This window comes from Bacillus sp. EB106-02-03-XG38, from assembly GCF_058792175.1.
Genome location: NZ_JBYTED010000002.1, coordinates 341,975 through 367,129, shown reverse-complemented (window position 1 = coordinate 367,129; position 25,155 = coordinate 341,975). Strand labels below are relative to the sequence as shown.

Annotated in this window: 33 protein-coding genes and 1 pseudogene; 19 read left to right on the top strand and 15 right to left on the bottom strand. The window is 34.8% G+C overall.

Annotation, left to right across the window (positions count from 1 at the left end; translation table 11 throughout):
- The first annotated feature begins 24 nt into the window (after positions 1 to 24).
- The 6 genes from AC3WTI_RS11205 (at position 25) to AC3WTI_RS11180 (ending at position 4,793) form a co-directional block, all read left to right on the top strand.
- Positions 25 to 405 (top strand): GntR family transcriptional regulator, encoded by a 381-nt coding sequence (locus AC3WTI_RS11205; protein WP_000687513.1) that lies wholly within the window; start codon positions 25 to 27, stop codon positions 403 to 405.
- Positions 402 to 1,100, top strand: a complete 699-nt coding sequence (locus tag AC3WTI_RS11200) for an ABC transporter ATP-binding protein (protein ID WP_087957989.1) — start codon at positions 402 to 404, stop codon at positions 1,098 to 1,100. The genes AC3WTI_RS11205 and AC3WTI_RS11200 overlap by 4 nt, the downstream gene beginning before the upstream one ends.
- Positions 1,097 to 1,885, top strand: coding sequence for an ABC transporter permease (locus tag AC3WTI_RS11195; protein WP_087957990.1), 789 nt, complete (start codon positions 1,097 to 1,099; stop codon positions 1,883 to 1,885). Before AC3WTI_RS11200 ends, AC3WTI_RS11195 begins: the two co-directional genes overlap by 4 nt.
- A gap of 14 nt (positions 1,886 to 1,899) precedes the next feature.
- The gene (locus AC3WTI_RS11190; protein WP_087957991.1) at positions 1,900 to 2,802 is read left to right on the top strand and encodes an ABC transporter ATP-binding protein; all 903 of its coding nucleotides are present in this window, start codon (positions 1,900 to 1,902) and stop codon (positions 2,800 to 2,802) included.
- Positions 2,802 to 3,578: an ABC transporter permease gene (locus tag AC3WTI_RS11185; RefSeq protein WP_087957992.1), complete on the top strand. Its 777-nt coding sequence runs from the start codon at positions 2,802 to 2,804 to the stop codon at positions 3,576 to 3,578. The genes AC3WTI_RS11190 and AC3WTI_RS11185 overlap by 1 nt, the downstream gene beginning before the upstream one ends.
- Before the next feature lie 201 nt (positions 3,579 to 3,779).
- On the top strand, positions 3,780 to 4,793 hold the full coding sequence (locus tag AC3WTI_RS11180) for a CPBP family intramembrane glutamic endopeptidase (RefSeq protein ID WP_097840623.1): 1,014 nt from the start codon (positions 3,780 to 3,782) through the stop codon (positions 4,791 to 4,793).
- A 29-nt stretch (positions 4,794 to 4,822) separates the two neighbouring features.
- Here the strand turns inward: AC3WTI_RS11180 and AC3WTI_RS11175 are convergent, their stop codons facing one another.
- A complete protein-coding gene (locus AC3WTI_RS11175) occupies positions 4,823 to 5,005 on the bottom strand; it encodes a DUF3913 family protein (RefSeq protein WP_030024226.1) in 183 nt (60 codons plus the stop codon).
- A gap of 100 nt (positions 5,006 to 5,105) precedes the next feature.
- The gene (locus AC3WTI_RS11170) at positions 5,106 to 5,558 is read right to left on the bottom strand and encodes an Lrp/AsnC family transcriptional regulator (RefSeq protein ID WP_087957996.1); all 453 of its coding nucleotides are present in this window, start codon (positions 5,556 to 5,558) and stop codon (positions 5,106 to 5,108) included.
- Positions 5,559 to 5,621: 63 nt separating this feature from the next.
- Here AC3WTI_RS11170 and AC3WTI_RS11165 point away from each other — a divergent pair, with 63 nt between their 5' ends.
- Genes AC3WTI_RS11165 through AC3WTI_RS11155 form a run of 3 tightly spaced genes read left to right on the top strand, consistent with a single transcriptional unit; the run spans position 5,622 to position 7,144 of the window.
- Positions 5,622 to 6,137 (top strand): carboxymuconolactone decarboxylase family protein, encoded by a 516-nt coding sequence (locus AC3WTI_RS11165; protein WP_142305808.1) that lies wholly within the window; start codon positions 5,622 to 5,624, stop codon positions 6,135 to 6,137.
- Positions 6,106 to 6,693 (top strand): cysteine hydrolase family protein, encoded by a 588-nt coding sequence (locus AC3WTI_RS11160; protein ID WP_142305807.1) that lies wholly within the window; start codon positions 6,106 to 6,108, stop codon positions 6,691 to 6,693. The genes AC3WTI_RS11165 and AC3WTI_RS11160 overlap by 32 nt, the downstream gene beginning before the upstream one ends.
- A gap of 52 nt (positions 6,694 to 6,745) precedes the next feature.
- Complete coding sequence (locus tag AC3WTI_RS11155) at positions 6,746 to 7,144, top strand: SseB family protein (protein ID WP_087958001.1); 399 nt, start codon at positions 6,746 to 6,748, stop codon at positions 7,142 to 7,144.
- A gap of 27 nt (positions 7,145 to 7,171) precedes the next feature.
- Here AC3WTI_RS11155 and AC3WTI_RS11150 read toward each other — a convergent pair whose 3' ends face one another.
- Positions 7,172 to 8,092, bottom strand: a complete 921-nt coding sequence (locus AC3WTI_RS11150) for a S66 peptidase family protein (protein ID WP_087958002.1) — start codon at positions 8,090 to 8,092, stop codon at positions 7,172 to 7,174.
- Between the two features lie 115 nt (positions 8,093 to 8,207).
- Between AC3WTI_RS11150 and AC3WTI_RS11145 the strand changes: the two genes are divergently transcribed.
- Positions 8,208 to 9,302, top strand: a complete 1,095-nt coding sequence (locus AC3WTI_RS11145) for an NAD(P)H-dependent flavin oxidoreductase (RefSeq protein ID WP_097840620.1) — start codon at positions 8,208 to 8,210, stop codon at positions 9,300 to 9,302.
- 17 nt (positions 9,303 to 9,319) lie between these two features.
- Here the strand turns inward: AC3WTI_RS11145 and dltD are convergent, their stop codons facing one another.
- The 5 genes from dltD to AC3WTI_RS11120 all read right to left on the bottom strand — a co-directional run bounded on the left by dltD (position 9,320) and on the right by AC3WTI_RS11120 (position 13,637).
- Positions 9,320 to 10,495: a D-alanyl-lipoteichoic acid biosynthesis protein DltD gene (gene dltD / locus AC3WTI_RS11140; RefSeq protein ID WP_048526833.1), complete on the bottom strand. Its 1,176-nt coding sequence runs from the start codon at positions 10,493 to 10,495 to the stop codon at positions 9,320 to 9,322.
- Positions 10,492 to 10,731 (bottom strand): D-alanine--poly(phosphoribitol) ligase subunit DltC, encoded by a 240-nt coding sequence (gene dltC / locus AC3WTI_RS11135; protein ID WP_000807310.1) that lies wholly within the window; start codon positions 10,729 to 10,731, stop codon positions 10,492 to 10,494. Before dltC ends, dltD begins: the two co-directional genes overlap by 4 nt.
- A 69-nt stretch (positions 10,732 to 10,800) precedes the next feature.
- Entirely contained in the window at positions 10,801 to 11,967 is a 1,167-nt protein-coding gene (gene dltB / locus AC3WTI_RS11130; RefSeq protein ID WP_000127926.1) for a D-alanyl-lipoteichoic acid biosynthesis protein DltB, read from the bottom strand.
- Positions 11,964 to 13,478 carry a D-alanine--poly(phosphoribitol) ligase subunit DltA gene (gene dltA, locus AC3WTI_RS11125; RefSeq protein ID WP_087958006.1) on the bottom strand — a complete coding sequence of 505 codons (1,515 nt, stop codon included), beginning with the start codon at positions 13,476 to 13,478 and terminating at the stop codon, positions 11,964 to 11,966. The genes dltB and dltA overlap by 4 nt, the downstream gene beginning before the upstream one ends.
- Positions 13,479 to 13,490: 12 nt before the next feature.
- Positions 13,491 to 13,637 (bottom strand): teichoic acid D-Ala incorporation-associated protein DltX, encoded by a 147-nt coding sequence (locus AC3WTI_RS11120; RefSeq protein ID WP_000440293.1) that lies wholly within the window; start codon positions 13,635 to 13,637, stop codon positions 13,491 to 13,493.
- A gap of 336 nt (positions 13,638 to 13,973) precedes the next feature.
- Between AC3WTI_RS11120 and AC3WTI_RS11115 the strand changes: the two genes are divergently transcribed.
- The 5 genes from AC3WTI_RS11115 to AC3WTI_RS11095 all read left to right on the top strand — a co-directional run bounded on the left by AC3WTI_RS11115 (position 13,974) and on the right by AC3WTI_RS11095 (position 17,043).
- Positions 13,974 to 15,143: a M20 metallopeptidase family protein gene (locus tag AC3WTI_RS11115; RefSeq protein WP_087958008.1), complete on the top strand. Its 1,170-nt coding sequence runs from the start codon at positions 13,974 to 13,976 to the stop codon at positions 15,141 to 15,143.
- Positions 15,144 to 15,369: 226 nt separating this feature from the next.
- Entirely contained in the window at positions 15,370 to 15,546 is a 177-nt protein-coding gene (locus tag AC3WTI_RS11110) for a hypothetical protein (RefSeq protein ID WP_000929012.1), read from the top strand.
- The gene (locus AC3WTI_RS11105) at positions 15,539 to 15,985 is read left to right on the top strand and encodes a flavodoxin (protein WP_087958010.1); all 447 of its coding nucleotides are present in this window, start codon (positions 15,539 to 15,541) and stop codon (positions 15,983 to 15,985) included. Before AC3WTI_RS11110 ends, AC3WTI_RS11105 begins: the two co-directional genes overlap by 8 nt.
- 24 nt (positions 15,986 to 16,009) lie before the next feature.
- Positions 16,010 to 16,783 (top strand): hypothetical protein, encoded by a 774-nt coding sequence (locus AC3WTI_RS11100; protein WP_087958011.1) that lies wholly within the window; start codon positions 16,010 to 16,012, stop codon positions 16,781 to 16,783.
- Between the two features lie 98 nt (positions 16,784 to 16,881).
- Positions 16,882 to 17,043, top strand: a complete 162-nt coding sequence (locus AC3WTI_RS11095; protein ID WP_087958012.1) for a hypothetical protein — start codon at positions 16,882 to 16,884, stop codon at positions 17,041 to 17,043.
- Positions 17,044 to 17,045: 2 nt separating this feature from the next.
- Here AC3WTI_RS11095 and AC3WTI_RS11090 read toward each other — a convergent pair whose 3' ends face one another.
- Entirely contained in the window at positions 17,046 to 17,948 is a 903-nt protein-coding gene (locus AC3WTI_RS11090; protein ID WP_087958013.1) for an aminoglycoside phosphotransferase family protein, read from the bottom strand.
- Between the two features lie 83 nt (positions 17,949 to 18,031).
- On the opposite strand from AC3WTI_RS11090, the pseudogene AC3WTI_RS11085 reads away from it, so the two are divergent.
- Positions 18,032 to 18,550, top strand: a pseudogene (locus tag AC3WTI_RS11085) (biotin transporter BioY).
- Positions 18,551 to 18,614: 64 nt separating this feature from the next.
- Here AC3WTI_RS11085 and AC3WTI_RS11080 read toward each other — a convergent pair.
- The 3 genes from AC3WTI_RS11080 to AC3WTI_RS11070 all read right to left on the bottom strand — a co-directional run bounded on the left by AC3WTI_RS11080 (position 18,615) and on the right by AC3WTI_RS11070 (position 20,390).
- Positions 18,615 to 18,764: a hypothetical protein gene (locus AC3WTI_RS11080; protein ID WP_000743738.1), complete on the bottom strand. Its 150-nt coding sequence runs from the start codon at positions 18,762 to 18,764 to the stop codon at positions 18,615 to 18,617.
- A gap of 18 nt (positions 18,765 to 18,782) precedes the next feature.
- Positions 18,783 to 18,956: a 2-isopropylmalate synthase gene (locus AC3WTI_RS11075; protein ID WP_087958015.1), complete on the bottom strand. Its 174-nt coding sequence runs from the start codon at positions 18,954 to 18,956 to the stop codon at positions 18,783 to 18,785.
- Positions 18,957 to 19,025: 69 nt separating this feature from the next.
- The gene (locus AC3WTI_RS11070) at positions 19,026 to 20,390 is read right to left on the bottom strand and encodes an MATE family efflux transporter (RefSeq protein WP_087958017.1); all 1,365 of its coding nucleotides are present in this window, start codon (positions 20,388 to 20,390) and stop codon (positions 19,026 to 19,028) included.
- 180 nt (positions 20,391 to 20,570) lie between these two features.
- Between AC3WTI_RS11070 and uppP the strand changes: the two genes are divergently transcribed.
- On the top strand, positions 20,571 to 21,362 hold the full coding sequence (gene uppP / locus AC3WTI_RS11065; RefSeq protein ID WP_087958019.1) for a bacitracin resistance undecaprenyl-diphosphatase: 792 nt from the start codon (positions 20,571 to 20,573) through the stop codon (positions 21,360 to 21,362).
- 29 nt (positions 21,363 to 21,391) lie between these two features.
- On the opposite strand, the gene AC3WTI_RS11060 is transcribed toward uppP, so the two are convergent.
- Positions 21,392 to 21,979 (bottom strand): thioredoxin family protein, encoded by a 588-nt coding sequence (locus AC3WTI_RS11060; protein WP_142286626.1) that lies wholly within the window; start codon positions 21,977 to 21,979, stop codon positions 21,392 to 21,394.
- Between the two features lie 33 nt (positions 21,980 to 22,012).
- Positions 22,013 to 22,444 (bottom strand): YrvL family regulatory protein, encoded by a 432-nt coding sequence (locus AC3WTI_RS11055; protein ID WP_087958021.1) that lies wholly within the window; start codon positions 22,442 to 22,444, stop codon positions 22,013 to 22,015.
- Between the two features lie 162 nt (positions 22,445 to 22,606).
- On the opposite strand from AC3WTI_RS11055, the gene AC3WTI_RS11050 reads away from it, so the two are divergent.
- Positions 22,607 to 23,026, top strand: coding sequence for a MarR family winged helix-turn-helix transcriptional regulator (locus AC3WTI_RS11050; protein WP_000081439.1), 420 nt, complete (start codon positions 22,607 to 22,609; stop codon positions 23,024 to 23,026).
- Positions 23,027 to 23,162: 136 nt separating this feature from the next.
- On the top strand, positions 23,163 to 23,318 hold the full coding sequence (locus AC3WTI_RS11045; RefSeq protein ID WP_042982698.1) for a hypothetical protein: 156 nt from the start codon (positions 23,163 to 23,165) through the stop codon (positions 23,316 to 23,318).
- A gap of 22 nt (positions 23,319 to 23,340) precedes the next feature.
- On the opposite strand, the gene AC3WTI_RS11040 is transcribed toward AC3WTI_RS11045, so the two are convergent.
- Complete coding sequence (locus AC3WTI_RS11040; RefSeq protein WP_087958023.1) at positions 23,341 to 24,576, bottom strand: dicarboxylate/amino acid:cation symporter; 1,236 nt, start codon at positions 24,574 to 24,576, stop codon at positions 23,341 to 23,343.
- Positions 24,577 to 25,155: the final 579 nt, after the last annotated feature.

The window sequence follows — 25,155 nt, the reverse complement described above, 5'->3', positions numbered from 1 at the left end:
CACCGATACAAAAGGAGGGAAGAAATGAAAATAGAGTTTTCTCCAAATACACCAATTTACATTCAGGTAATGGAATACATAAAAAAAGAAATCGTAACAGGACATTTGTTGCCTGGTGATAAAATTCCCTCTGTGCGTGAATTAGCGAGTGAATTACAAGTAAATCCAAATACGATTCAGCGTACATTTCAAGAGCTAGAACGGGACGGAGTTGTTGTAACACGTAGAGGAATGGGACGATATGTAACGAATGAAGGGGAGAAAATTATGGAGCTGCGAAAAGAGATGGCCAAAGAATTACTTCATTCTTTTATAGATGGAATGGACAATTTAGGTTTTTCAGAAGAAGAAATTCTTACAATCCTTCGTTCTTCATTACATGAGAAGAGGGAGGAGAGCGAATGACAGAGCTATTAAAAATAGAAAACTTATGGAAGAGATACGGATTAAAAGCAGTGATTCGTGAATTAAACATAGAGATTACGGAAGGGAAAATTATAGGACTCGTTGGAGATAACGGAAGCGGGAAAACGACGTTATTGAAAATAATTGCCGGTCTGCAACATCCTTCCGAAGGGAGTATTACAATCGCTGGTAAAAAGGTCGGATTGGAAACGAAAGAAATTGTTTCTTTTATGTCGGATAAACCAGTATTTGATGATTGGATGACGGTAAAAGACTCTTTATTTTTCTATCGAGATTTTTATAAAGACTTCGACATTCAAAAAGCGGTAGATACGATTGCGGAATTTAAAATACCGTTAGAAGAAAGAATTACAGCTTTATCAAAGGGTATGGTTGAAAAGTTACAAATTATTTTAACGTTTTCGAGGAAAGCGAAGTTATACGTACTAGATGAACCGCTTGGCGGAATTGATCTCGTTTCTAGAGAACACGTACTGGAACTTATATTACAGTTTTATCGCGAAGATTGTACGATACTAATCGCGACTCATTTAATAAATGAAGTTGAAAATATTTTTGATGAAGTAATCTTTTTAAAAGATGGGGAAATTGTATTGTATGAAAATGTAGAAGAATTACGCTTCCAGCGAGGAAAAGCTGTTACAGATGTGTTTAAGGAGGTGTTTAGTAAGTGAAATCGAGCTTAATATATATATACAATATAAATAAAAAGCAAATTATTATTTCTTTGTTATCATTTATATTTGTTGTCGCTGTAGCTTTCGTAAGTTTGGGGAATTACATTAAGCAAGAATCAGGAGAGGTAAGGCAAATAATTATAATTAGCTTGGTTATTCTAGTATATATAACCTTTTTAGCAATGATATATATTCAAGCAGTGTCTGCATTTGGGAAAATGACTGAAAGTACATTATTTCGGTTAACACCGACACCTGGTAAAAAGATTGTTTTAGCAATAGTGTTATATGCTGTAATTTATCTCCTTATTTTCGAAGTAATAGGTTCTATTTTTTTATATGGTATTTCTATGAAAATAATAAAAGGTACAGAGCTCTATGAAGTGTTATTTACCCAAAGTGTATTCAATCCACTAAAACACCTCTTTAGTACTATGTTATATGTATTTAAATTATCTAGCATATTGCTAGTATTACTTTTTGCAGTAGCTAGCGTTAAAATGTTTTCTTTGAAAAAGAAGAAGCTTGAATATACGATTATATTTTTCTTGTTTTTATTAGTAACAAAAGTTATGAGCATTATATATGAAATGTTGGGTGGGCTTGCTCCTATAGCACCCTTAATAAGAAATTTAGTTTATATAGATGAATCACCAGATGCAGATATAATGTTATTTCCAGAAAAACTTATGAATTTATATAGCCTTAGTTTTTCTATAGGAATATTTATTCTACTTGTTTATATAACCGGTCGCATAATCGACAAAAAACTAGAAGTCTAAAGGAGGAATGAACATTGGGAAACGTAGTAGTAAAGTTAGAGAATGTTCGAAAAAAGATTGGTGGAACGGAAATTATTCGCGGTTTATCATTTGAAGTTCGTGAAGGGGAAGTGTACGGGTTTCTTGGACCGAACGGTAGTGGTAAAACAACGACAATTCGTATGATGACAGGTCTTATATCAATGACAGAGGGCGATATTACAATTTGCGGTCATAGTATTCGCACGGAGCGTGAAAAGGCGTTAGAGCAAATTGGAGCGATCGTAGAAAATCCTGAACTATATGATTATATGACTGGAATGCAAAACTTAAAGCATTTTGCGAATATGGCAATTACACCAATTAGCAAAGAGCGCATTGCTGAGATTGTAAAGCTTGTTGAGTTAGAGCATGCGATTCATAAAAAAGTGAAAACATATTCACTTGGTATGAAACAACGTTTAGGAATTGCGCAGGCATTACTTCATCAGCCGAAAATTTTAATTTTAGATGAGCCGACAAATGGATTAGATCCAGCTGGTATTCGCCAAATTCGTGATTATTTACAACGTTTAGCGAAAGAAGAGAATATTGCTGTAATTGTATCAAGTCACTTATTAAGTGAAATTGAACTTATGTGTGATCGCGTTGTTATTATTAAGCAAGGTGAGTTTGTACAAGAGTACAACTTACATGAACAAGCGAAACATGATGAGACAGTCGTCGTAGCGTTTGAAGTAGATCAAGTACAGAAAGCAAATGAGATCATTAAAGGTAAGTCGCAAGGAAATGTAATTGCAGTATCTGTAACGAAAGAGGAAATCCCGCAACTTGTAAAAAGACTTGTGAATGACGATGTGCTTGTATACGGAGTTACTGTTCAAAATAAAACGTTAGAGGATGAGTTCTTAGCGATTACAGGGGGAGTGAAAGCGTAATGTTTAAATTAATTCAAAATGAATTTTTAAAGTTGCATGCGAAAAAAGGTATGTATATTTTAATTGGTGTTATTGCAGTATTGGAGATTTTGGGAGTTTTAGCAATGCTGAAATGGGGAGACGGAAGTGAATTTAAAGGATCGTATTTAAATTTTGCAAGTTCAGATATTGGTTTAATTACTTTACTTGCAACAATTTTTGGTATTACGATTGCTACTCGTATGATTACGGATGAGTTCCAAAAAGGTACAATTAAGCAATTATTAATCCGTCCAAGAAAAAGAATTACCGTTTTATTCTCTAAATATATTACAGTATTACTTACTATAGTATTTATCATATTTGCTAACACGATCATTTCAATGATAATTGGCGGAATTGTAATGGATGGTAATAAAACAGAATTAACGATAGGAATCGTAATGAAATCTACGTTATATCAAGTACTTTCACCGTTCTTCTTTGCGACGCTTGCATTTTTCTTAGCGAACGTATTTAGAAAGTCTGTCTTACCATTAATTATTACGATGTTCCTTTTCTTTTTACAAGGACCAATTAATATGGTACTGATGATGTTTGCAAAAGGTGTAGCAAAGTTTGTAGTGTTTTTCCATTTAAATTTAAGTGTGTACGATAGCGATAAACTAGTAAGCGGCGGAGCGGAACCAACATTTTCAGAGTTTACATTTACAACTTCATTCTTACTTGTAGCTGCATACTTTGTTGTATTACTTGTAGCATCAAGTGCATTATTCCAAAAACGTGACGTATTATAATAAAAGAAATCCCCGCTTGTAAAAACGGGGATTTTTATTACATAACTTTCTCGTATATTTCGCCTGAAAGAAAAGTGTAAAATAAATTACTATTTATGTTGTCTGAAAGTGTTTGAGAAAAATAGGAAGAATTTCAACTATATTCATATTATAATTTAATTATCACACCAATTATTTTTACTATCTTTGGAGGTGTTCTATATGTACTATGCATTTTCACGCATAAGACTACGCAGCTTTTTTGGATGGATGATTATAGGATTGTTCCTTACGATGATCCCATTAAGTCTAGCAAATGTTTCTGAGAATACGATGGAAGTTATTTCACAAATAACTATATTTTTTGTATTTCCGTTATTTTGGTTATACGTAAAAACCAATAAAAATAATGTTGTATTCAATAGTTTTTTTGATAAGCCAGGACGTTTACCGTGGGGATTAATTGTATTAGCAACGATAATGGGAATGATTTTTTCAGTTGGTATATCTCATATTCAATTTTACATATTAGCACATACGTTACCGAATTTCTTAGTTACTATGTTAGAAGACGGAAATGTTATTAACACGAGTAACGTATATATGACGATATTTACTTTTATTTCAGCGTGTGTGTTAGCACCTATTATGGAAGAGGTTATTTTTAGGGGATTCTTTTTACAGCGAATGGCTTACAAATGGGGAATTAAAAAAGCTGTAATCATATCTTCACTTATTTTTGGTCTAGGACATTTTGATGTGATTGGCGCGTTCATGTTTGGTGTTGTAATGTGTCTTTTATACATAAAGACGAAAAATATATGGACGAATATCGCTGTGCACGCTCTAAATAATTTCATTGCAACAAGTATGCAATTTGTCGGTGGCGAAGAGAGTAGTGCCATTTCAATTCCTGAATTACAAGCGCAAAGTAATTTATGGATCGGTATCGGTCTTACAGGTGTTGGATTACTTTGGTTAATTCCTTACGTTTGGAAACAATGGCGTACAGTAAAAGAAGTTGGTGTGCCGCCGATGCGCTTTATAAATGAGGAAAAAGTAGTGAGTGCATTACAAGAAAATGAAGAGTATAGTCAAGTGTTCGTAACAGATAGGTTGATGGCTGTAGAGCTGCCAGATGAGGCTGTGAATAAGCTTCGGTTAGAGGAAAATGATTATGTAACAGTATCTGTAGAAGGAGATAAAATTGTGATAAAGAAAGTGCTTGATAGATAATTAAAAAGTAGCTCCTTAGGAGCTACTTTTTAATTTGTAATAATTTCTACACGAAAATTATTACCGTTCTTTACATATTTAATATCTGTAACAGTGCGGACTGTTTTTAAAATCTCCACTTTTTCACCAATTCGAGGGATAGTCGGAACATTATCCCAAATACCAAGCAATTCATCTAATTGTGCCGTTTTTTCATAAAACCAGATTTTCAATGTAAAGCCCCTTTCTAGAACTTTATGTATTTTAATACATAATATATTATTTTTATTCTTATTGTAAGGGGTTTTTTTATATTTTATGAATAAAAATTAATTAATCTTCTGGGAAGATATGTTCAATATCAGGAGTAAGAGATACTTCTGATAATACGATATGAGAAACTGTCGTTGCATATGAGGAAACATTATTGATAAATTCTTCAAGTTCAACGAGTGAAGGAACAGAAATTTTTACAATGTAGCATAAGCTCCCTGTTACGCGGTAACAAAAACTTGCAGATGGATAAGACTGAATAAACTGTTGCATACGTGTTGTATCACCATTTTTTAAAGTGATTTCTAAAATACAATCTAAAACAAGTCCTGCTTTTTTATAATCGATATCGATTGTGTACTTTTGAATCACGCCTTCACTTTCCAGTTTACGAACACGTTCTGCAGTAGATGGAGCAGATAAGTTTACTCGCTTTGCCAATTCGCGCATGGACAGGCGACTATCATTATATAATTCATTTAAAATTTTTCGATCAACACGGTCTAGTTGCATTTGTAAATATACCTCCAGTAAAATAATGATTTTTGTAAAGGAAAAATATAAATTAAGATTCATATGAAATGTGAAGTGAACTTTATTTATTTTACAATAAAACAGAAGGAAATAGGAGGGGAAATGATGGAGAGAATTTCATTATCAAATATAGGAGATACAAAGTTTCAAAAGTTATTAGGGCATAATCCAGAGTTATTACATTCATGGAGTATGGTAGAGAATACATTGTATAGTAAAGGAACTCTCTCGGCAGAGCTGAAGGAGCAAGTAAGAAGAACATTAGCTTATGGGAATGAATGTCCGTACTGTATGGCAAAAGGAAGGCCTGATGATATGCAGAAGGTAGAAGAAATAAGTGTAGCCGTTACTTTTGCACATACATTTGTTCATAATAAGCAAGCGATAGATGATAATATGTTTCATATATTGAAACAATACTGGACGGAAAAAGAAATTGTAGAGCTTTGTGCTTATATTTGTTTTATGACTGCGTCACAACAACTTGGTTTTCTGTTTCAATTACAGCCGAATGAAGGAGAAAATGATGATGAATCAAATAGCTCTTATTATAATTGATGTACAAAAAGCGTTTCAATTACCATACTGGGGCGAGAGAAATAACCTTTTTGCTGAAGAAAACATGAGAATTTTATTAGAAGAATGGAGAAAAAGAAAACGACCAGTTTTTCATATTCAACATGTAAATAAAGAAAATGCTCAGTCGATGTTTTATGAGGGAACGGAAACGGTAAACTTTAAAGAAGAAGTGCAGCCACTATCAGATGAAGTGGTTATTCAGAAATCTGTTAACAGCGCATTCATTGGGACAAATTTAGAAAAGCGATTAAGAGAGAACAAATGCAATGCAGTAGTGGTTGTAGGATTAACGACAAATCATTGTGTAGAGACTACGACACGAATGGCAGGAAATTTAGGATTTACAACGTATGTAGTGAGTGATGCAACGGCTACTTTTAACCGTAAAGGTCAAGATGGTAAAGAGTATAGTGCAGAAGACATTCACAATATGACACTTGTAAATTTACATGAAGAGTTTGCTACAATTATGATGACAAAAGAAGTGTTAAAATTATTTTACGAAAATAATTGCGAATTATGTAGAAAAAAATAAGAATATTTCGTATAATCTAAGTACAATCATTTAGAAATAGGGGTGGCATCATATGGAGCAAATTCCGGTAAAGAGAATAGAAGAAGTACTTGTTGTAGCAGGGAACGATAAACAGAAGCAAAAGGAATTTTATGAATTGCTCTTATCTACTGAGTTTTATGTTGCTGGTTCATTAGAAGCAGAGGACGGGGCAACAGAAGGAATACTTCGTTTGCGTCATTTCCAAGGAGAGGATAGATGGATCGTTCCGTTCTTTACACAAATGGAATTTGTAAAAGATGTGTTGCCAGAAGGAACGCCCCTTATTACGATACGTGGGAAAGAGTTATTTGGTAGCATTGAGAAAGATGCTACAGCAGTATTAAATGTTGGCACTGATATTAGTAAAACATTTATTCCAGAAGAAATTGCAGATATCGCATCTGGACGAATTTTTAATTATTATAAATAAAAGGAAAAGCGGAATCGCTTTTCCTTTTTAATTTGAAAATGGAGTGGCTATGCCAGCGGAAATAGAGAGTGTTTTATTATTTGTATTTATTGTCGCTGTAGCTCCAAGAGGAATCCCGATGTTTGGGCTTATATGACCGATCGGTAAACCGAATAGAACAGGTATATGATATGGTGCGAAATATTCATATAGTATTGTTTGTAATGATTGAGATGGTTTAGAAGGGGTACAGTTGTGACAACTTGTAAAAATAACACCACTACATTCATTGAATTTTCCAGATAAAAGTAGCTGATTTAACATACGGTCAATGCGATATGGTTCTTCTCCAATATCTTCAAGGAGCAAAAGTTTATTAGCCGTATTTGTCTCATAGGGTGAGCCAATTATACTCGTTAATACAGTTAAATTCCCTCCCGTCAACGTGCTTGTAACAGTACAGGAAGAGGTAGGTACGATACATTCTGAAGCAGATAAGATGGTGGAATACGGATGAAATAGTTGATTGAAAGAAGATAAAGAAAGAGAATCTACCCCTTTACCTAACTCTTCCACCATTGGGCCATGAAAAGTAACGAGCTTTGCATAACGTGAAAAGGCAGTATGTAAAGCTGTAATATCGCTATATCCCCAAAAGATTTTTGGATTTTGCCTAATGATTTCATATTGAATGTGAGGGAGGAGACGGGCACTTCCGTAACCACCTCGTGCACAAAAAATGGCCTTTACTTCATGATTTGAAAAAGCTTCATGTATATCATCGAGCCGAACTTGATCACTTCCAGCTAAATATCCATATTTCTCATAAACACTTTTTCCGATTACTACAGATAACCCCATTTCTTGTAGTACGTTTACACCTTTTAATACATTTTCAATTGTTGGTGGGCCGGACGGTGCAATAATCATTACTGTATCACCTTGTTGTAACGCTTTTGGATATATCATTGTTTTCAGCCTCCTTCACTTTCAATATATTCGCTTCATAGGAAGTTCAACCCTTGTAAAAGAAGGGGAAAGTTTGTCAAATAAAGAAGATATAAGGGGAATAGGAGGAGAATTGATGTTTACAAGTCGAGTATTAGATATATTACAAATTAAGTATCCAATCATTCAAGCAGGTATGGCAGGTGCGATTACGACGCCAGAACTTGTTGCAGCTGTAAGTAATAGCGGAGGATTAGGAACGCTTGGAGCAGGCTATATGAGCCCTGAACAAATTCGTGACGCAATTTATAAAATAAGGGAACGAACGGATAAGCCTTTCGGTGTTAACTTACTGTTAACGAAAGAGATACAGATAGAAGAAGAGAAGGTAATCTTGGCAAAAAGATTACTTAGCGGAGTGAATAGAGAATTCGGTATAGAGGAAGAAGAGCAGTTAAAGCTTCCAAAAAGTTATAAAGATCAATTACAAGTGTTAGTAGAAGAAAACGTGCCAGTCGTTAGCTTTGCATTTCAAACGTTAGAAAAAGAAGAAATAAATGACTTAAAAAGAAGAGGAATAAAAGTCATCGGAACAGCTACTCATGTGGCAGAGGCGAAAGTGCTTGCTGAATTAGGAGTAGACATTATTGTCGGTCAAGGTAGCGAAGCAGGAGGACATAGAGGGACATTTATCGGAAAAGAACAGGACGCTATGATTGGGACGTTCGCATTAATTCCGCAGTTAGTAGCAGCAGTCCCGCATATCCCAATTGTAGCAGCGGGTGGTGTAATGAACGGACAAGGGCTTGTTGCGGCATTTACACTGGGGGCAGAAGCTGTTCAAATGGGATCTGCTTTTTTAACGAGTGAAGAAAGTATTACGCATGATGTATATAAACAAGCGGTTTTACGTAGTACAGATACAAGTACAACTGTGACTCGTGCGTTTTCCGGGAAATATGCACGGGGTATTCGTAATGAATTTATAGAGAAGCATGAAGGGAAAGAAGAAGGGCTTCCAATGTATCCCGTACAAAATGTATTAACCTCTAAAATACGTCAAGAAGCAGCAAAACATAATAAAGGAAAATATATGTCACTTTGGGCAGGACAAGCTTCATCATTAGCACGAATAGAATCAGCTCAGCATGTTGTGGAGCGAGTGATGAAAGAAGCAGATAATGTAATTGAACAATTACCAAATGTATATAGAAAAAGACCACTTGAATAATTCAAGCGGTCTTTTCATTAGTTTGCTTTATAAAATTGTTGGACGGCTTCATCGATATAAACCCAGCCTTTCCAACCTAAGTGCATATGATCTTTTAAGAAGTATTTATCATACTCATGATTTGAGAAGTCGGCAATTGGATAGCCAGCTTTCTCAATTTGCTCATGAACTTTCTTATAGTACAATTCGCGGCGTTCTTTCGGGAAGCCAGCGTAATCGTACCAAGGACCTTTTACAGGAACAGAAATGAAGAGTGGTTTTGCACCAGATTGTTTTAATAAATCAAGTACAATTTGTAAATCTTCATATTCTGGCGATTGATCATAAGCATCATTTTTTAAGTAGCCTTCACGTTGCTTTAATTTCTTCTTGATTTTGCTATTGAAGTAACCATCTTCGATACCATATTCATTAGATCCAGATTCTGCTGCACCTGTTTGATCTGCATGTTTACGAGCTTCATCCCAGTTCATTTGTTTTAATGAAGGGTCAAGCTTTTCTTTATGCGGTTTAATATCAAACATTGCTGTAAATAAATCTTTGCGATCTAAAATGTTACGATAAATATAAGCGAAAGGTTTAGCAGCAAGTGCTTTTACTTTATGCTTTGTATCATCGTAAACGATACCTTCAAGCGAAATTTTAAGTAAAGTTTCTTTCTTAACAATCTCAAAGTTTAATAAGCGCTTTGCAATTTGTTTTTTCATTTCAGGTTTTACATCATCGTTGAAAATGAAGTGGTAACCTTGTTGTTTTGAAAAGTTAGGTGCAAAGTGTGTTTCATCAATCCCTTGTGGAACAAACCATTGCGGAGAAAGAACGAATACCATTTTCTTATCCTTCAATTGATCCATTGTAGATGCAAAGTTTAATACATGTACAAGGTCTTGTGTTCCACCGCGTCCAAGTAGGAATGGTGTGAATCCTTCAGGCTTTACTTTGAAATAATTTGATGGATGGTAAGCATCCATACGTGCGAACTCCGATGATCCATACATCGGAAGGTATTTCGAGTCTGCTAACATCTTTTGCTGTAAAATCATACTTTGAATCTTTTCTTCTTTTAAAGAAGTGGCAGCTTGTTCTACTTTTTCATCACTTAAAAGTGGAAGTAGGAAGCGCGTTGGAATAAGTAAGAATACAGCAAAAAGGGCCAATGCTAAAAGCATCGGACCAAATTTTGCTTTGTTCATCGGATTTCTTCCAACTTCTTAATAACCATGTTTGGAGTAGCCCACTCGTCACGGTCAAAATCAGAAATAGAAACTTCAATATCTAAACGCTCTTGGAATTCAACTAATAAAGATACTACAGCGAAAGAATCAAGAATACCTTCTTCAAATAATTGAACATCTAAGTTTTCTTTCACAATATCGTTTTCACATACTTCTTCTAAAATATCTAATACTTGCTCTTTGAATTCTGCCATTTTTAAAATCTCCTTTATATCCGAAATATATTATATGTGCAACTTCTTACTAATTATAAGAAGGGTGCATTAAAAGTATCTGTTAAGGTGTCCAGAGAAAATTAGGAAACCGAAACATACAACGTGGAACGTAATTACAATCGCAAGGACGTGTGTAAATTTATTATTTGGCCAAAACTTATGCTTCTTGTTTTTTCGTTCAAAAATATCGAATAAAATGAACAGTGCGGCATGATAGAGACCATAAATAACATATTGTGCAACAGCGCTTCCTTGGATGTGCCAAATTCCCATAATGAAGAAGTTTAAAAATGCCCCGATATACGAAATTGTGTAACGGTTTTTAATTAACTTTTTCTTCGTTGCAAAAAAGACGAAACGCATGTAGATAAAATCACGGAACCAGAATGATAAACTCATGTGCCAGCGGTTCCAGAAGTCTTTAATGTTACGACTAAGGAAAGGCTTATTAAAGTTTTCAGGAGTTTTAATTCCCATCATGTAACTGATACCAATTACGAACGCACTATAACCTGCAAAGTCAAAGAATAACTGCATACTAGTAGCGTACATAAAAATTACATTAGATAAAAGTGTATCTTGATTGGCGAATACGGCCTTAACAAGATATGTTGTTATTAAGTGTGCGATTATAAACTTATACAGAAAACCTTGGAAAATACGGTTAAGCCCTGTATATAGTAATTTTTGATATTCCTCAGCGCTAGGTGGCTTTTGAATATCTTTTTGGAATCTACGGTAACGATCAATAGGTCCACTTGAAATCGCAGGGAAGAATAAAACAAACTCCCAGAAATTAAAGAAGGAAAGTTCTTTAATTAAATTATCACGAACTTCAAAGACCATTTGTACAGCTCTAAATGTTACGTAAGACATACCTGCGAAAACAATAAAATGCAATTCAGGTACAAATGGTGCGATTTTTGCCAAAATAAGTGGCAAAATCGATAAAATAACAGCTATACAAAACATGAATGTACTATTATTTTGTTTTCTTAATAATAAATAGCCTTTAATCAGGGCATATTGCCAAATAATAAATGCGGCTAACATAATTGCTTGCTTCGGTTTATCCGAGAAGATAATAGCAATCATGACTAATGTTAATACGGCATTATATTTACGCAACATTTTACCTTTTAATCCAGCTATGATAGTAGGTATTAATAAAATGCCCACTATAGCGAAAAAATAAAATGATCCATATGCGGTCATGCTGTAACCTCACTCAATAATTTTTTGCGATCTACCTTTCCATTTGGTGTCATTGGAATAGAAGATTGATACATGAATTTACGTGGAATCATGTAGTTTGGTAATCGCTCATTGAGTTCTTTTTTGATTGCAGATGTTAATTTGAATTCTTTTTCAAATGAATGTTCTCCAGGAACAACAACCGCTAATAAATAATCGTATTTCTCACCTTTTTTAATTGGAACGATAACTGCTCCTTCTACGTAAGAACACGCACGAAGGTGATGCTCAATTTCTTCTAATTCCATTCGATAACCATGCAGCTTAATTTGGAAATCAAGACGACCATTATAGAATAGAAGACCATTTTCAACATAGCCAGCATCGCCTGTTTTATAGGCGCGCTCACCGTCAATCATAGTAAATGCTTTTTCTGTTAATTCAGGGCTTCCTAAATATCCAACGCTTACGCTTGGACCGACAATTACGATTTCACCTTTTTCACCATCAGGTGCAAGCGTACCATCTTCTTTCATAATAAGAAGGCGGCAGTCTGATTTACAGTAGCCAACTGGAAGTGATTTGTATTGATCAAGCACTTCTTCTGTAACGTGAATACCTGTTACAGCGACAGTAGCTTCTGTTGGACCGTACGTATTCATGATTGTTGCATTCGGGAAACGCTCAATTAATTTTCTAGCTACTTCATTTGGTAACACTTCACCGCAGAATAAGAATGTTTTCATGTTCGGTAGCATACTCTCAGAGAAAGATGCTTCCATTAAACACATTTCTGCGAAAGATGGTGTTGAAGTCCATACTTGTATATCCGATTGCTCTAAAGAAGCAAACAAGTCTTTTGGACGTGCAATCATATCTTTATCGATTGCCCAAAGTGTACCACCTGTTACTAATGATGGGTAAATATCCATGACAGATAAATCGAATGAGAAAGGTGCTTGGTTTAAGAATACTTGCCCTGTTTGTAAGTTGAAATCTTCTACAGCCCATTTTGTAAAGCTTACAAGGCAGTTATAAGTAATCTGAACCCCTTTCGGATTACCTGTGCTTCCTGATGTGTAAATAATGTAGAAGTTCTCATCACCTTTTACCGCATGTTCAGGATTTGGAGTGTTCCCTTTATGAGTAAAGAAAATATCTTTTAAGTTGTCTTCACTTACAATGCGAACTGGTAAATCAGTTACAGTTACTTCTGTTCCTGATAAAAGTAGTTTCGCACCAGAATTTTCAGCGATACGTTGTACACGATCAGCTGGGATAGATAAATCTACAGGAATATAAGCATGTCCAGCTTTTACACATCCTAAAAAGTTAATAATCATTTCAGGTTGCATATGGCCATACACCATAATTGGTGAACGATCATCTGGATACGCAGAAGAAATCCAATGTGCTAACGCATCAGAATCTTCCTTTAATTGTTTGTACGTAATTTTCGCATCTCGCCAAACAAAAGCAGTTTGATCAGGCGTTTCAATAGCCCACTTTTCAATTTGTTCTAATAACTTCATAACGTTCCCACCCTAGAATTCATTGTAAATAAATGTACTTGTGTTTGTATCATGGAATCCATACAACCAAAGTAATGCAAATAAAATTGCAAGGTAATAAACCGTCTTTGCAACCCATTGTGTGAGTGGTCGAGACCATATCTCTTTTAATCTTTCCATGTCTTTCCCTCTCTTAATGAAATAATAGCTCTTTGTAGGTATCATGTCCTACATTATTGTGAAAAAAACAAAATTCCACATTTTAGGTAAAAATAAGTCAAAAGGCTCTTTTCTGATATTAGCACTAAATACTAAAAAAGAAAATCCCTAACTTAGCAATTATATTACATTCAGCACCAATTTGTAATGGGTTTGATATGTAAATAGGAAGTGGATTGTGTGAATGTATAAAAGTGGTCTGGGAGAATGGATAGGAATGTAATATTTGTTTGAATTTTTGAGTTTTTCATAGTTAATGTATGAATTGTTAAAGTTTCGTAAAAGGAGGAATTTCTGATGAAGAAGATGTGGAAGGATCTTATTTCAGAAGAAAACATTATGAAATGGAGACGGTATTTTCATAAACATCCGGAATTATCATTTCATGAAAAAGAAACTTCACAATTTATATATGATACATTATGCTCATTTTCTTCTTTTGAAGTAACGAGACCGACGAAGTATAGTGTACTAGCAATTAAAAGAGGAACGGAACAAGGGAAAGTAGTTGCGATTCGGGCTGATATAGATGCTTTGCCAATTCAAGAGGAGATAAGTAAATCTTATATGTCTGTAAATAAAGGAGTGATGCATGCATGTGGACATGATGCTCACGCCGCTATTTTGTTAAGTACAGCAGAAGTACTATCAAATATAAAGGCAGATTTTGCAGGTGAAATCCGCCTATTCTTTCAGCACGCAGAAGAGGTGTATCCTGGCGGCGGTCAAGAAATGGTTGAGGCAGGTGTGATGGATGGTGTTGATTATGTAATAGGTTTACATGTTATGTCAGGACTTGAGAGCGGGAAGATTGGAATTGCGTATGGACCGATGATGGCGGCACCAGACGTATTTACAGTTGAAATTCAAGGGAAAGGAGGGCATGCAGCGAGGCCAGAAGAAACGATAGATCCAATTGCTATCGGAGCGCAGATTATTACAAATCTACAACATATCGTATCAAGAAATACAAGTGCTTTCATGCAAAGAGTCGTTTCCGTTACGCAGTTTCATGGGGGAATAGCTGATAATATCATTCCTAGCACAGCAACTTTAATGGGAACTGTTCGTTCATTTAATCAAGCGTTAAGGGTGGAAGCGGAAGAGAAAATTGAGAAAATCGTGGAAGGAATTACAAAAGCACATGGAGGGGAGTATACATATTCGTATCGATATGGATATGATCCGGTTATAAATGATGAATATATTACGAAAGTAGTAGAAGAAAGTGCACTACATTTGTTTGGGAATGAGCGTGTTGTGAAGCTTGAACCTTCTATGGGAGGAGAAGATTTTTCAGCATATTTAAGAAAAGCACCTGGTTGTTTCATTAAATTAGGGACTGGTAATAAAAAGATAGATACTTGCTACCCGCATCATCATCCAAAATTTGATGTAGATGAATCAGCGCTAATTTATGGAGTGGAACTATTTTTAGAGACAGCGATAAGGCTACTAAAATCATAGAAAGATATAAAAAAAGGCAACTGCGCTCTATCGCAGTTGCTTTTATTTCTTTCCGTCAGAGAGGGCTGAGAAAGAACTATGCTCATTCATAGTATATGAATAGCTAACGGACAAGCTTGTACATTTTCATCATTTTTTAAAAAATAGTTGTTGACAGTGATAATCAATGTCAATTAATCTAAAAGTAGTTGACATTGATAATTATTATCAATAGGATGGATGCGACATGTTAATGAGAAAAAAATTTCACCTTCTGCGGAGGGGATTAAAAGATAAAAATAAAGAAGTTGATCAGCATATGGAATGGCAACGAAATGTAATTCGTTCAGAATATGTAGATGAGAAGAAGAGCATTCAGACAGAAAAAGAGATACAAAGTAAAGGGAGAGGTTCAGTTGAGTAAGTTAGTAATGATTTTTGCAAGTATGAGTGGAAATACAGAGGAAATGGCTGATCATATTGCCGGCGTGATTCGTGAAACAGAACATGAAATTGAAGTTATTGATATTATGGATTCACCAGAAGCTTCTATACTAGAACAGTATGATGGAATTATTTTAGGTGCATACACTTGGGGAGATGGTGACCTTCCTGATGATTTCTTAGATTTTTATGACGCAATGGATTCTATTGATTTAACTGGGAAAAAAGCGGCAGCATTCGGGTCATGTGATTCAGCTTATCCGAAGTACGGCGTGGCGGTGGACATTTTAATAGAAAAGCTACAAGAGCGCGGAGCCGCAGTTGTGTTAGAAGGACTAAAAGTAGAATTAACGCCAGAAGATGAAGATGTAGAAAAATGTTTACAGTTTGGAGTTGAATTTGTAAAACACCTTTCTTAATGGCAGAAGGGAGATGAAGAGCAAGTGCACGAGAAAATCGCAATCAAAACGATGACAGATTATCATTTGTATGATTTTATGCGTTGTCCGCATAAATTTTATTTTCGTCATATAAAAAGAAGAGAACCTTCTTCGTTTGAATGGCAACAAATCGCACAAATGATTGTGAATCGAATTATTAACGAATATTACACACTACCTGCGGGCCAACAAACGAAAATCGTACTTTTAATATTAATAGAAAAGTATTGGAAAAAAGTAAGGGTTAATATGTTTGCTTCGAAGACGGAGTATTATATTGTGTTAGCGAAGCTAACAGACCACTTATTACAATTTGTTGAAAGAGATGATAGTCAGATACCGCCGTTATTTTTATATGAAAAATTTCAAACATATATGGAAGAGCTAGGTGTCCACATGTCATTGACATTAGAAGTTGGTGAGTGGAGTACTGAGTCGTTTGTAATTAAAAAGTATGTTGTCGATGCGGATGAGGAAATGCTTGCTCTTTGTCAAAAGTTAATGACAGTATTTAGTTATAAAGCTTTCGGCATTCTTCCAGGAAAAATTGAAGTAATTAATTTAATAGAAGGAACTAAGTATGAGTACATTCCAAAACAGGAAGATATTATAACTGGAATGGCTGATTTATCTAGAATGAAAGAAATGTTGCAGCAACCAGAGCATTATACAGAGCGACATTTTCGTTCAGAGTGTATAAGTTGTGCGTTTCGTAGTGAATGCCAAAGGGAAGAAGTACAGAAAGAAGCGAAGCAGAAGAAAAATATCTTACATTAAAGGATACAAGTTTGTATCCTTTTTTGTTATTGACATGAAAAGCTTTTCATCATTTACCGTATATTTATAGCAGATTTTAATAAAGGGAGGAATAATCAATGAAAGATGAAATACAAGTATTTCAATGGTTAAAAGAACAGAATGCTCCTTTTGGAATTCAACTGCAAATTTTACAGGCATTTCAACTGTATAAAGTCATTGTTGAAATGGATAAAAAGTTAATGGTGTATGAGGAGAGAGAGCTTAGGGAGAGAATGTAATCTCATCCCTGTAGTATTACTTTCAGTCGTTCTATACTCGCTAGGAATTCAAGTTCATTCTTTGTTTCAAAGTTATAAATAATATTATGTAGTAAAGGGCTGTACTGATAAAAGGTAGTGATGCGGTGAATGAGTAATGGATCATGGTGTGAAGTAAGTGTACAGTATTGTTCATATACTGATGCAGTAAATTCATGCCCGAAATCATAATATAGCCCAGCAAAGTCAAAGGCGGGATCTCCCATTTGAGCATCACCGAAATCGATAATCCCTGAAATATCTTTATGTTGGTTATCAAATAAAATGTGATGATGTGTAAAATCAGCGTGAATAATTGTGTTTTGAAAAGTGGTTGTATCGATACAAGTAAAGAAATTTTCGAACAAACGATTTAAAGATGATTGCTGGAACGAAGTAAGACTGTTAGTAACATACTGATTTAACTTAGTTTGCAGCTCTTTCCAGTAGGTAAGTGTTTTTTCAACTGGGAATCCTAACGTGGTACCTTGTTTTAAAGGAATACTATGTAGGGTCGCAAGGAAGGTAGCTAATTGTGTAATAATTATTTTCAGTTCTTTATCCTCAAGCTTAATTACTATGTCTGCTTTTAATGGTTCACCATGAATGAGAGTATAGTAACTACAAAAAGGAATAGTATCAGTATCTTTTCTATAGAATAGGTGATACTGTGGAACCTCAATTTCATGTAGTGAATAAGAGAGACGTGTGCATAATTCTTTTTCTAACGGAATGCGCATTGCATATTCTTGTTTTCGCGGGAAACGAAACAGTAGCTCATCATTTACTATAATCGCTACATTATCCCACCCTTCTTCATTTTGCTTATAGGAGTGTATAGAAAGATTAGGCAAAGCTTCTTTTATATATTGTTTGTAAGAGTCCATCATTGTTCCTCATTTCAAAGTTAAGTTATTCCACTTTATGATATCAGAATTTTCTTTCTATATGTTAAAATATAACTATCATTATAAAGGAGGGTGGGAGTATTACGAAGAAAAGACTATTAATCATTTCTCTATGTATCGCTTTTGGATTGTTTTGGTCATATAAAGAGGCGGTTTTCGCTAGCTATAAACCGATTGATCAGTACGGATTAAATAAGGGGTTACAGAACAAAAGTATAGGAACTTTAACTCATAATGAAATGAAAAAGGTAGGAGAACATTTTGTGACAGAGCAACTATCAGTGTTTTCGTTTCATAATAAAGAAGATGTGAAACGAAAAGGTGAAGAAATATTTGTAAATAGAGGGTATGAGCAATTAATGAAAAATTATTATCCAAATCGTTTTCAGGATTTAGAGTATAAATTTATAAACGAGGATATACGTGAAGTGATGGATGAAGGTTTTCTCTAGAAAGCTGTAGCATACGTTGCGGGTACTGAAAATGGTAAGAGAAGCGAAATGAAATTGAATTATGAAATGAAAATTGTAAAGGTTAATAATATATTTAAAGTGTTAGAACAAAAACAGTACGTACAATAAAGGGAAACATGAACCAATACCATAAATAGCGTTATAAAAAAACCCCCCAGTTCTTTGAGGGATTCTAAAGGTTTTCATTTTGTTGACCAATTTCTTTTTGAGCAATATATAAATTTCCTTGCTCGACTTGTTTCTGAGTAAGAACAGAATCACCTGCATACCCTTTTTCTGTTTTTACAGTTCTTTTTGAACGATTGGAATCTTGTTTCTTCATATAATAAATCACCTTCCATCAAAAATAAACGAAAATGATAAGCACGAGTAATACAGCAGCAAAGATGGTAATACCCATTAAAAACGAAGTGTTTTTATATTTCGGTGGCTTATGTACATCTTGCTGATATCCAGGTGAAATTTCAGGGGCGAATTCTTCATCGAATGATTGCTTTTTTTCTTTTTCGTCCATATACATCCACCTTTCTTTTTCATTATGTTATACGTTCATAGAAAAAATATGCATAAAGAAAACCACCCTCTATCGCGAGCGGTGGTTTTCTGTAGTATATTGTCTTTGCACTTGAAAGAGGCGGACAAGAAGGAAGATGGCGCCAAATGCTAGACCGATAATAAGACCGATCCAATATCCTTTTGCTGCCCAGTCCGTATACGTTGCTAATATGTAACCGAGAGGGAGACCTATTACCCAATAAGCGATTAATGTCATAATTAAGGCAACATTTACGTCTTTATAACCACGTAGAGCCCCTTGTACAGGCGTTGCAATTGCATCTGAAATTTGAAATAAAATCGCAAATATAAGAAATTCTTTTGCTAAATGATGAACTTGTACATCTGTCGTATAAATAGAAGCAATTACATCATCAAAGAAGTAAAGAAGAATGGAATATAATAGGGCGAATGCAAGTGCTAAGCCAATCCCAATAAATCCATATTGTTTTGCGTTATTATATCGTTTTGCTCCAACTTCGAATCCAACAGCGATGGTCATTGCCATTGCTAAACTTAAAGGAGTCATATATAACAAGGAAGCGAAGTTCATAGCTGCTTGGTGAGCTGCAATTGTTGTCGTACTAAAATTACTCATCATAAGTGTTACCGCAGCGAAAATACTCGTTTCAAAAAAGATAGCGAATCCGATAGGGACGCCAAGTTTTAAGAATTCTTTCCAACTCGAAAGAGAAGGACGATATAATTGTTTAAAGATATGGAAAGATGCGAAAGGCTCTTTCGTACGAATAATGATAACGGTAATAATTAAAATGCACCAATAGGTTGCTGCAGAAGCAATTGCTGCCCCGACACCACCGAGTTTTGGAAAACCGAAATGACCGAAAATTAATACATAATTTAATACTACGTTAATTGGTAATGATAGTAATGTAATGATCATCGTTGTACGAGTTTTTCCTAATGCATCAATAAATCCGCGTAAAACAGTGTAAGTAAATAAAGGAATAATTCCAATTGCAATAATACTTAAAAACTGTGCTGCAATACGTTCCACAGGCTCTTCTAATCGCATGCCGTTTAAAATAGGTGAAACAGCGAAGAATCCGATAAGGATAACAACAAAACTAGCACAAATAGCTAAATATACTGCTTGTATAACAACGTGAGGAACATCCTCTTTTTTCTTAGATCCGACGAGCTGCGCAACAATTGGAGTAGTGGCCATCAAAATTCCTGTTAATCCCGTACTAACTGGAATCCATATACTTGTTCCAATCGCGACACCTGCTAAATCAATAGGGCTTGCATGTCCTGACATTGTCGTATCGAAAAAACTCATTGCAAATAATGACATTTGCGTAACGAAAATCGGGAAAAATAGTAATACAAATTGCTTTAATTTTTGTGAGAATGAATTAGTTTCTTTCATAAAATCCCCTTTCCGCTAAAAAACAAACTCTTATTATCATACAATTTAATCAAAAAATAGAAAAGAAATACGCGTATACAACATGTACAAGCAATAAAAAAAAGATGCACTTTAAAAGGGGATAAGGTATTATGATAAGGTGTGAAAAATTACATATTTGTTATTAAGGAGGCACTACTCGTGGCTGATTGGTTAATTGGAATAATCATGGGTGCTGTTGAAGGTTTAACAGAGTTTTTACCAGTATCATCAACAGGACATATGATTTTAACAGGTCATTTACTTGGATTTGACGACGAGAGAGCGAAAGTTTTCGAAGTTGTTATTCAATTGGGATCGATTTTAGCAGTTGTCGTTATATTTTGGAAGCGTCTATGGTCTTTAGTAGGTGTAGGAAAAGTAACAGAAGGACCATCGTTAAATTTATTACATATTATTATCGGGATGATTCCTGCCGGCGTACTTGGTGTATTGTTCCATAGTACAATTAAAGAGGTTTTATTTGGGCCAGGCCCAGTTGTCATTAGCTTAGTGGCTGGTGGTATTTTAATGATTGTTGCTGAGAAGTTTTCAAAGCCAAGTACAGCAAGAACATTAGATGAAATCACATATAAGCAAGCATTTACAATCGGAATGTTCCAATGTTTAGCACTTTGGCCAGGATTTTCTCGTTCTGGTTCTACAATAAGTGGTGGTTTATTAGCTCGCGTGTCACATACAGCGGCGGCTGAATATACATTCATTTTAGCAGTACCAATGATGGTAGCTGCAAGTGGCTTAGATTTAATTAAAAGCTGGGATATATTAAGTGCGACTGATATACCATTATTTGCAACAGGATTTATTACAGCATTCATTGTTGCGATGCTTGCAATTGTTTCATTCTTAAAATTATTATCTCGTGTAAAACTAACACCGTTTGCTTACTACCGTTTCATTTTAGCTGCGGTATTCTATTTCTTCATTATGTAATAAAAAAACTGCCGAGTTCGGCAGTTTTTTTATTTTACTACTTTTTCCATCATGCTTTCCATTACATGTTCCCAAAGAGAAGTATCATCCGCTAATGTAGCACGGAAATTAGCGTACATTTCTTTTTGTTTCTCTTCGAATGTTGGATCTTCTTTTTCAGGCAATGTAGCGCGCATTGAAGTTACTAACTCTTGTACTTTTGGAGCGCGTGGTCCCCAAACGGCTTGTTCATTTCCATCTTTATCAATGAAAATAAAGATTGGAATCGCACGAGCTGTTCCATTTGTTAAATATTGATCCATTAATTCTAAGTTTTCATCGCGAATTAATAATGACATTTCAATATTTGCAACTTCAGAAATTCGTTTCATAACAGGTACGCATAAAAGAGCGTCACCACACCAATCAGCTGTTAATACGATAACACGCCAGCCATCATTTTGACGTTCTTCTAATACAGGAAGTAACTCATTTGGAATTAAAAAGTTATTGTAAATGTGCAGTAGCTCGTATTGATTTACTTTCATTTCATTCACATATGTATCAAAGGACATACCTTTATCAGCCCATTGTAGTAAGTTCATAAATAACACCTCTTTAGTATAATTTGTTTTCATTGTACCAATTTTTATATAGAAAAGCTTGTATTCTTACTCTTTCTTGGCGCTTAATAATTTATTTAATAGGAAAAAGAATAGTACGACACATAATTCAGCTATGTTGGACAGTTGTACGCTTTCTATCCATTCGTCGGCGGTATGTATGACAAACCAATCTAGCGTAATTTCAATGATTGCGAAAAGAGTAATAGAAAGCCAATTTGGCATGTTTTGTGTCATTGGATATAGCAGTGCCTTAAAGAAACCGAAGATGAAAAATATAATACCGTCTAAGAAAGTAATTAATAAAAAAAATAGAAGTAAGGAAGTGCGCGACCTATACTCTACACCAGTAATATGAAAGATTCCTACATATACAAAAAATATAAATGCAAAAAATATAATGAGAAATAGAATAGCAAAACCAATAATCAAAGTCTTACCTTTTAGATTAAGATTAGAAAACTTGTCTTCTTCCCCCATTATTCCAACTCCTTTTTCTGGAAATTCAACATTATTGTATCATGAAATATATATTAAAAAACTACGAATTACGGGAAAATAAGGTGACAAAAAGTAAGATTTCATGTAAAATTATTAATAAGGTTTTTATTTAACTAAATGAAATAAAAGGGGCTGTCAAAGTTGTCTCAAAATCGAGAGCAATTAATGGAAGAACTATCGACAAATGTATTTGCTATGTTCCGCACGTTGCGTAATGATATCGGAAAAATATTTGGTGGTTACATACCGTGGAATGAGTTCATCGTCCTTAGAATATTGAATCGTACGAATAAAGAAATGGTATCACGTGTAGCGAATGAGTTAAATGTGTCGAATAGTCATATTACAGCTGTTACAGAAAAATTAATTAATAAAGGTTTTGTAACTCGTTCACGTTCTACGTCAGATCGACGAGTTGTATATTTGGAGATTACAGAACAAGGAAAAGATTTAGTTGCGAAAATGGAAGGTGCGAAAAAACAATATTTACAAGAAAGATTTTCTACGCTTTCAGAAGAAGAAATGAATATAATGATATCTATTTCTAAAAAACTTATTTAAGTCATTTTTAGTAAGAAAACGCTTACGTAGTAAAGGTGAAGACTTTCCTTATATGAGGAAGGTCTTCTTTCGTATGTAAAAGATTATAAAAAAGAAAATATGTAACATACTACTAGTAAAGAAAGGGGGCAGAAATATGACAAATCGTAATGGTAGTAAAGGGAGCGGAAATCAAGGCTCACCGAAATCAGGTCAATTTCAGCAAGAGTTTAGTTCTGAATTTGAGACTGGTAATGATAATAAAGGAAAAGAATATCGTTCGAAAAAAGGAAGTAAATCAAAAAAGGAGTGAATCATTTCACTCCTTTTTTGATTTAAGATGCTGCAGATTGATCTGTATTATATTTTTCTTCTGATTTTGCGACAATCATTGCGCAAATTGCATCACCAGAAATATTTACAGCTGTTCGTGACATATCTAGAATTCGGTCAATACCGATAATTAAGGCAATACCTTCTACCGGTAGATTTACTTGATTTAAAACCATCGTCAGCATTACAAGCCCAACACCTGGTACACCCGCAGTGCCGATACTAGCTAGTACAGCAGTTAATACGACGACAGCTAATTGTGTCAGTGTAAGTTCAACGCCGTACACTTGAGCGATAAATACAGTTGCTACACCTTGCATAATAGCAGTACCATCCATATTAATTGTTGCACCTAGTGGTTGTACAAAAGAACTTATCGCTTTTGGAACGCCAAGTTTCTCTTGTGCGGTTTTCATTGCAAACGGAAGAGATGCATTAGAGCTAGATGTACTAAATCCAATCGCCATTACTGGTCCGAAATGTTTAAAGAAACGGACAATGCTTTCTTTTGCTAATACCTTTAATAATCCGCCATAGACGAAGACGCCGTGAATAATAAGTACTAGCATAACGACAATCATATACTTGAACATCGCAGCGACGCCTGCAAGCCCCATTTTACCAACGGATGAAGCAAGCAACCCAAATGTTCCGATTGGAGCTAATTTCATAACGAGATTAACAAGGTACATCATTAATTCGTTGCCCTGTTCAAGTAATGAATGAATACCTTGGACCCGCTTTCCTAAAATAGCTATACCAAGTCCAATTAATACGGCAAAGGCAATAATTTGTAACATGTTTCCATCAGCCATCGCTTTTGCTGGGTTATCTGGTACGATATTTAGCAATGTATCAACGAAAGATGTTTCGGTTTTTGCACCTTCATATTTAAGCCCTTCGGTTTTAAAATTACCACCAGATCCTGGTTGTATAATAAGTGCAAATGTAACTGCAATAGAGATGGCAACGGCTGTAGTTACAAGAAAGAATGAAATTGATTTTAAGCCAATTCTTCCAAGTTGCTTCGGGTCCCCAAGCCCAGCAGCTCCAAGTACGATAGAAATGAATACAACAGGAACAACTAGCATTTTAATGAGGCGTATAAACAATTGACCAAGTGGATTGAACACATATTGATTTAATGGTTCAAAAATGGATGGTGCAGCCAAATTTAAAGTCAGTCCGACAACTAAACCGAGAAATAATGCAATTAAGATTGCTTTCGTTTGTTTCAATAAAACCCCCTCCTTATTTTTATGAAATTACTTTCTAAATTAATTGTACCGAAAAACCACCTTTTTTGACAGTATTTTCTGAATATTTAGCATAAAGATATCTATTTAAATATAGATTGCCTTTGCTAAAGTAAGCAGAAAAAGTTAAATAATCTATTTAGAAAACAAAATAGACCATCGCATAGGATGGTCTAGGGAAGGGGACAATTTATGTCAATTTAATTAGGGATGGAAGCTATTCAAGACACTGGGGAATGTCTTATAAATTAGGGAGGAACAGCTTCGATATATATACTATAAAAGGTGGATGTGACCCTTATGTGAACATAGAGTGAAAGAGAGAGGGAGTTTTAAATGAATGGTAGAGTAAACAAAAAAATAAGACCATCGCAAATGATGGCCTAAGGAAGGGGACAATTTATGTCAATTTAATTAGGGATGGAAGCTGTTCAAGACACTGGGGAATGTCTTATAAATTAGGGAGGAACAGCTCCGATACATTTACTATAAAAGGTGGATGTGACCCTTATGTGAACATAGAGTGAAAGAGAGAGGGAGTTTTAAATGAATGGTAGAGTA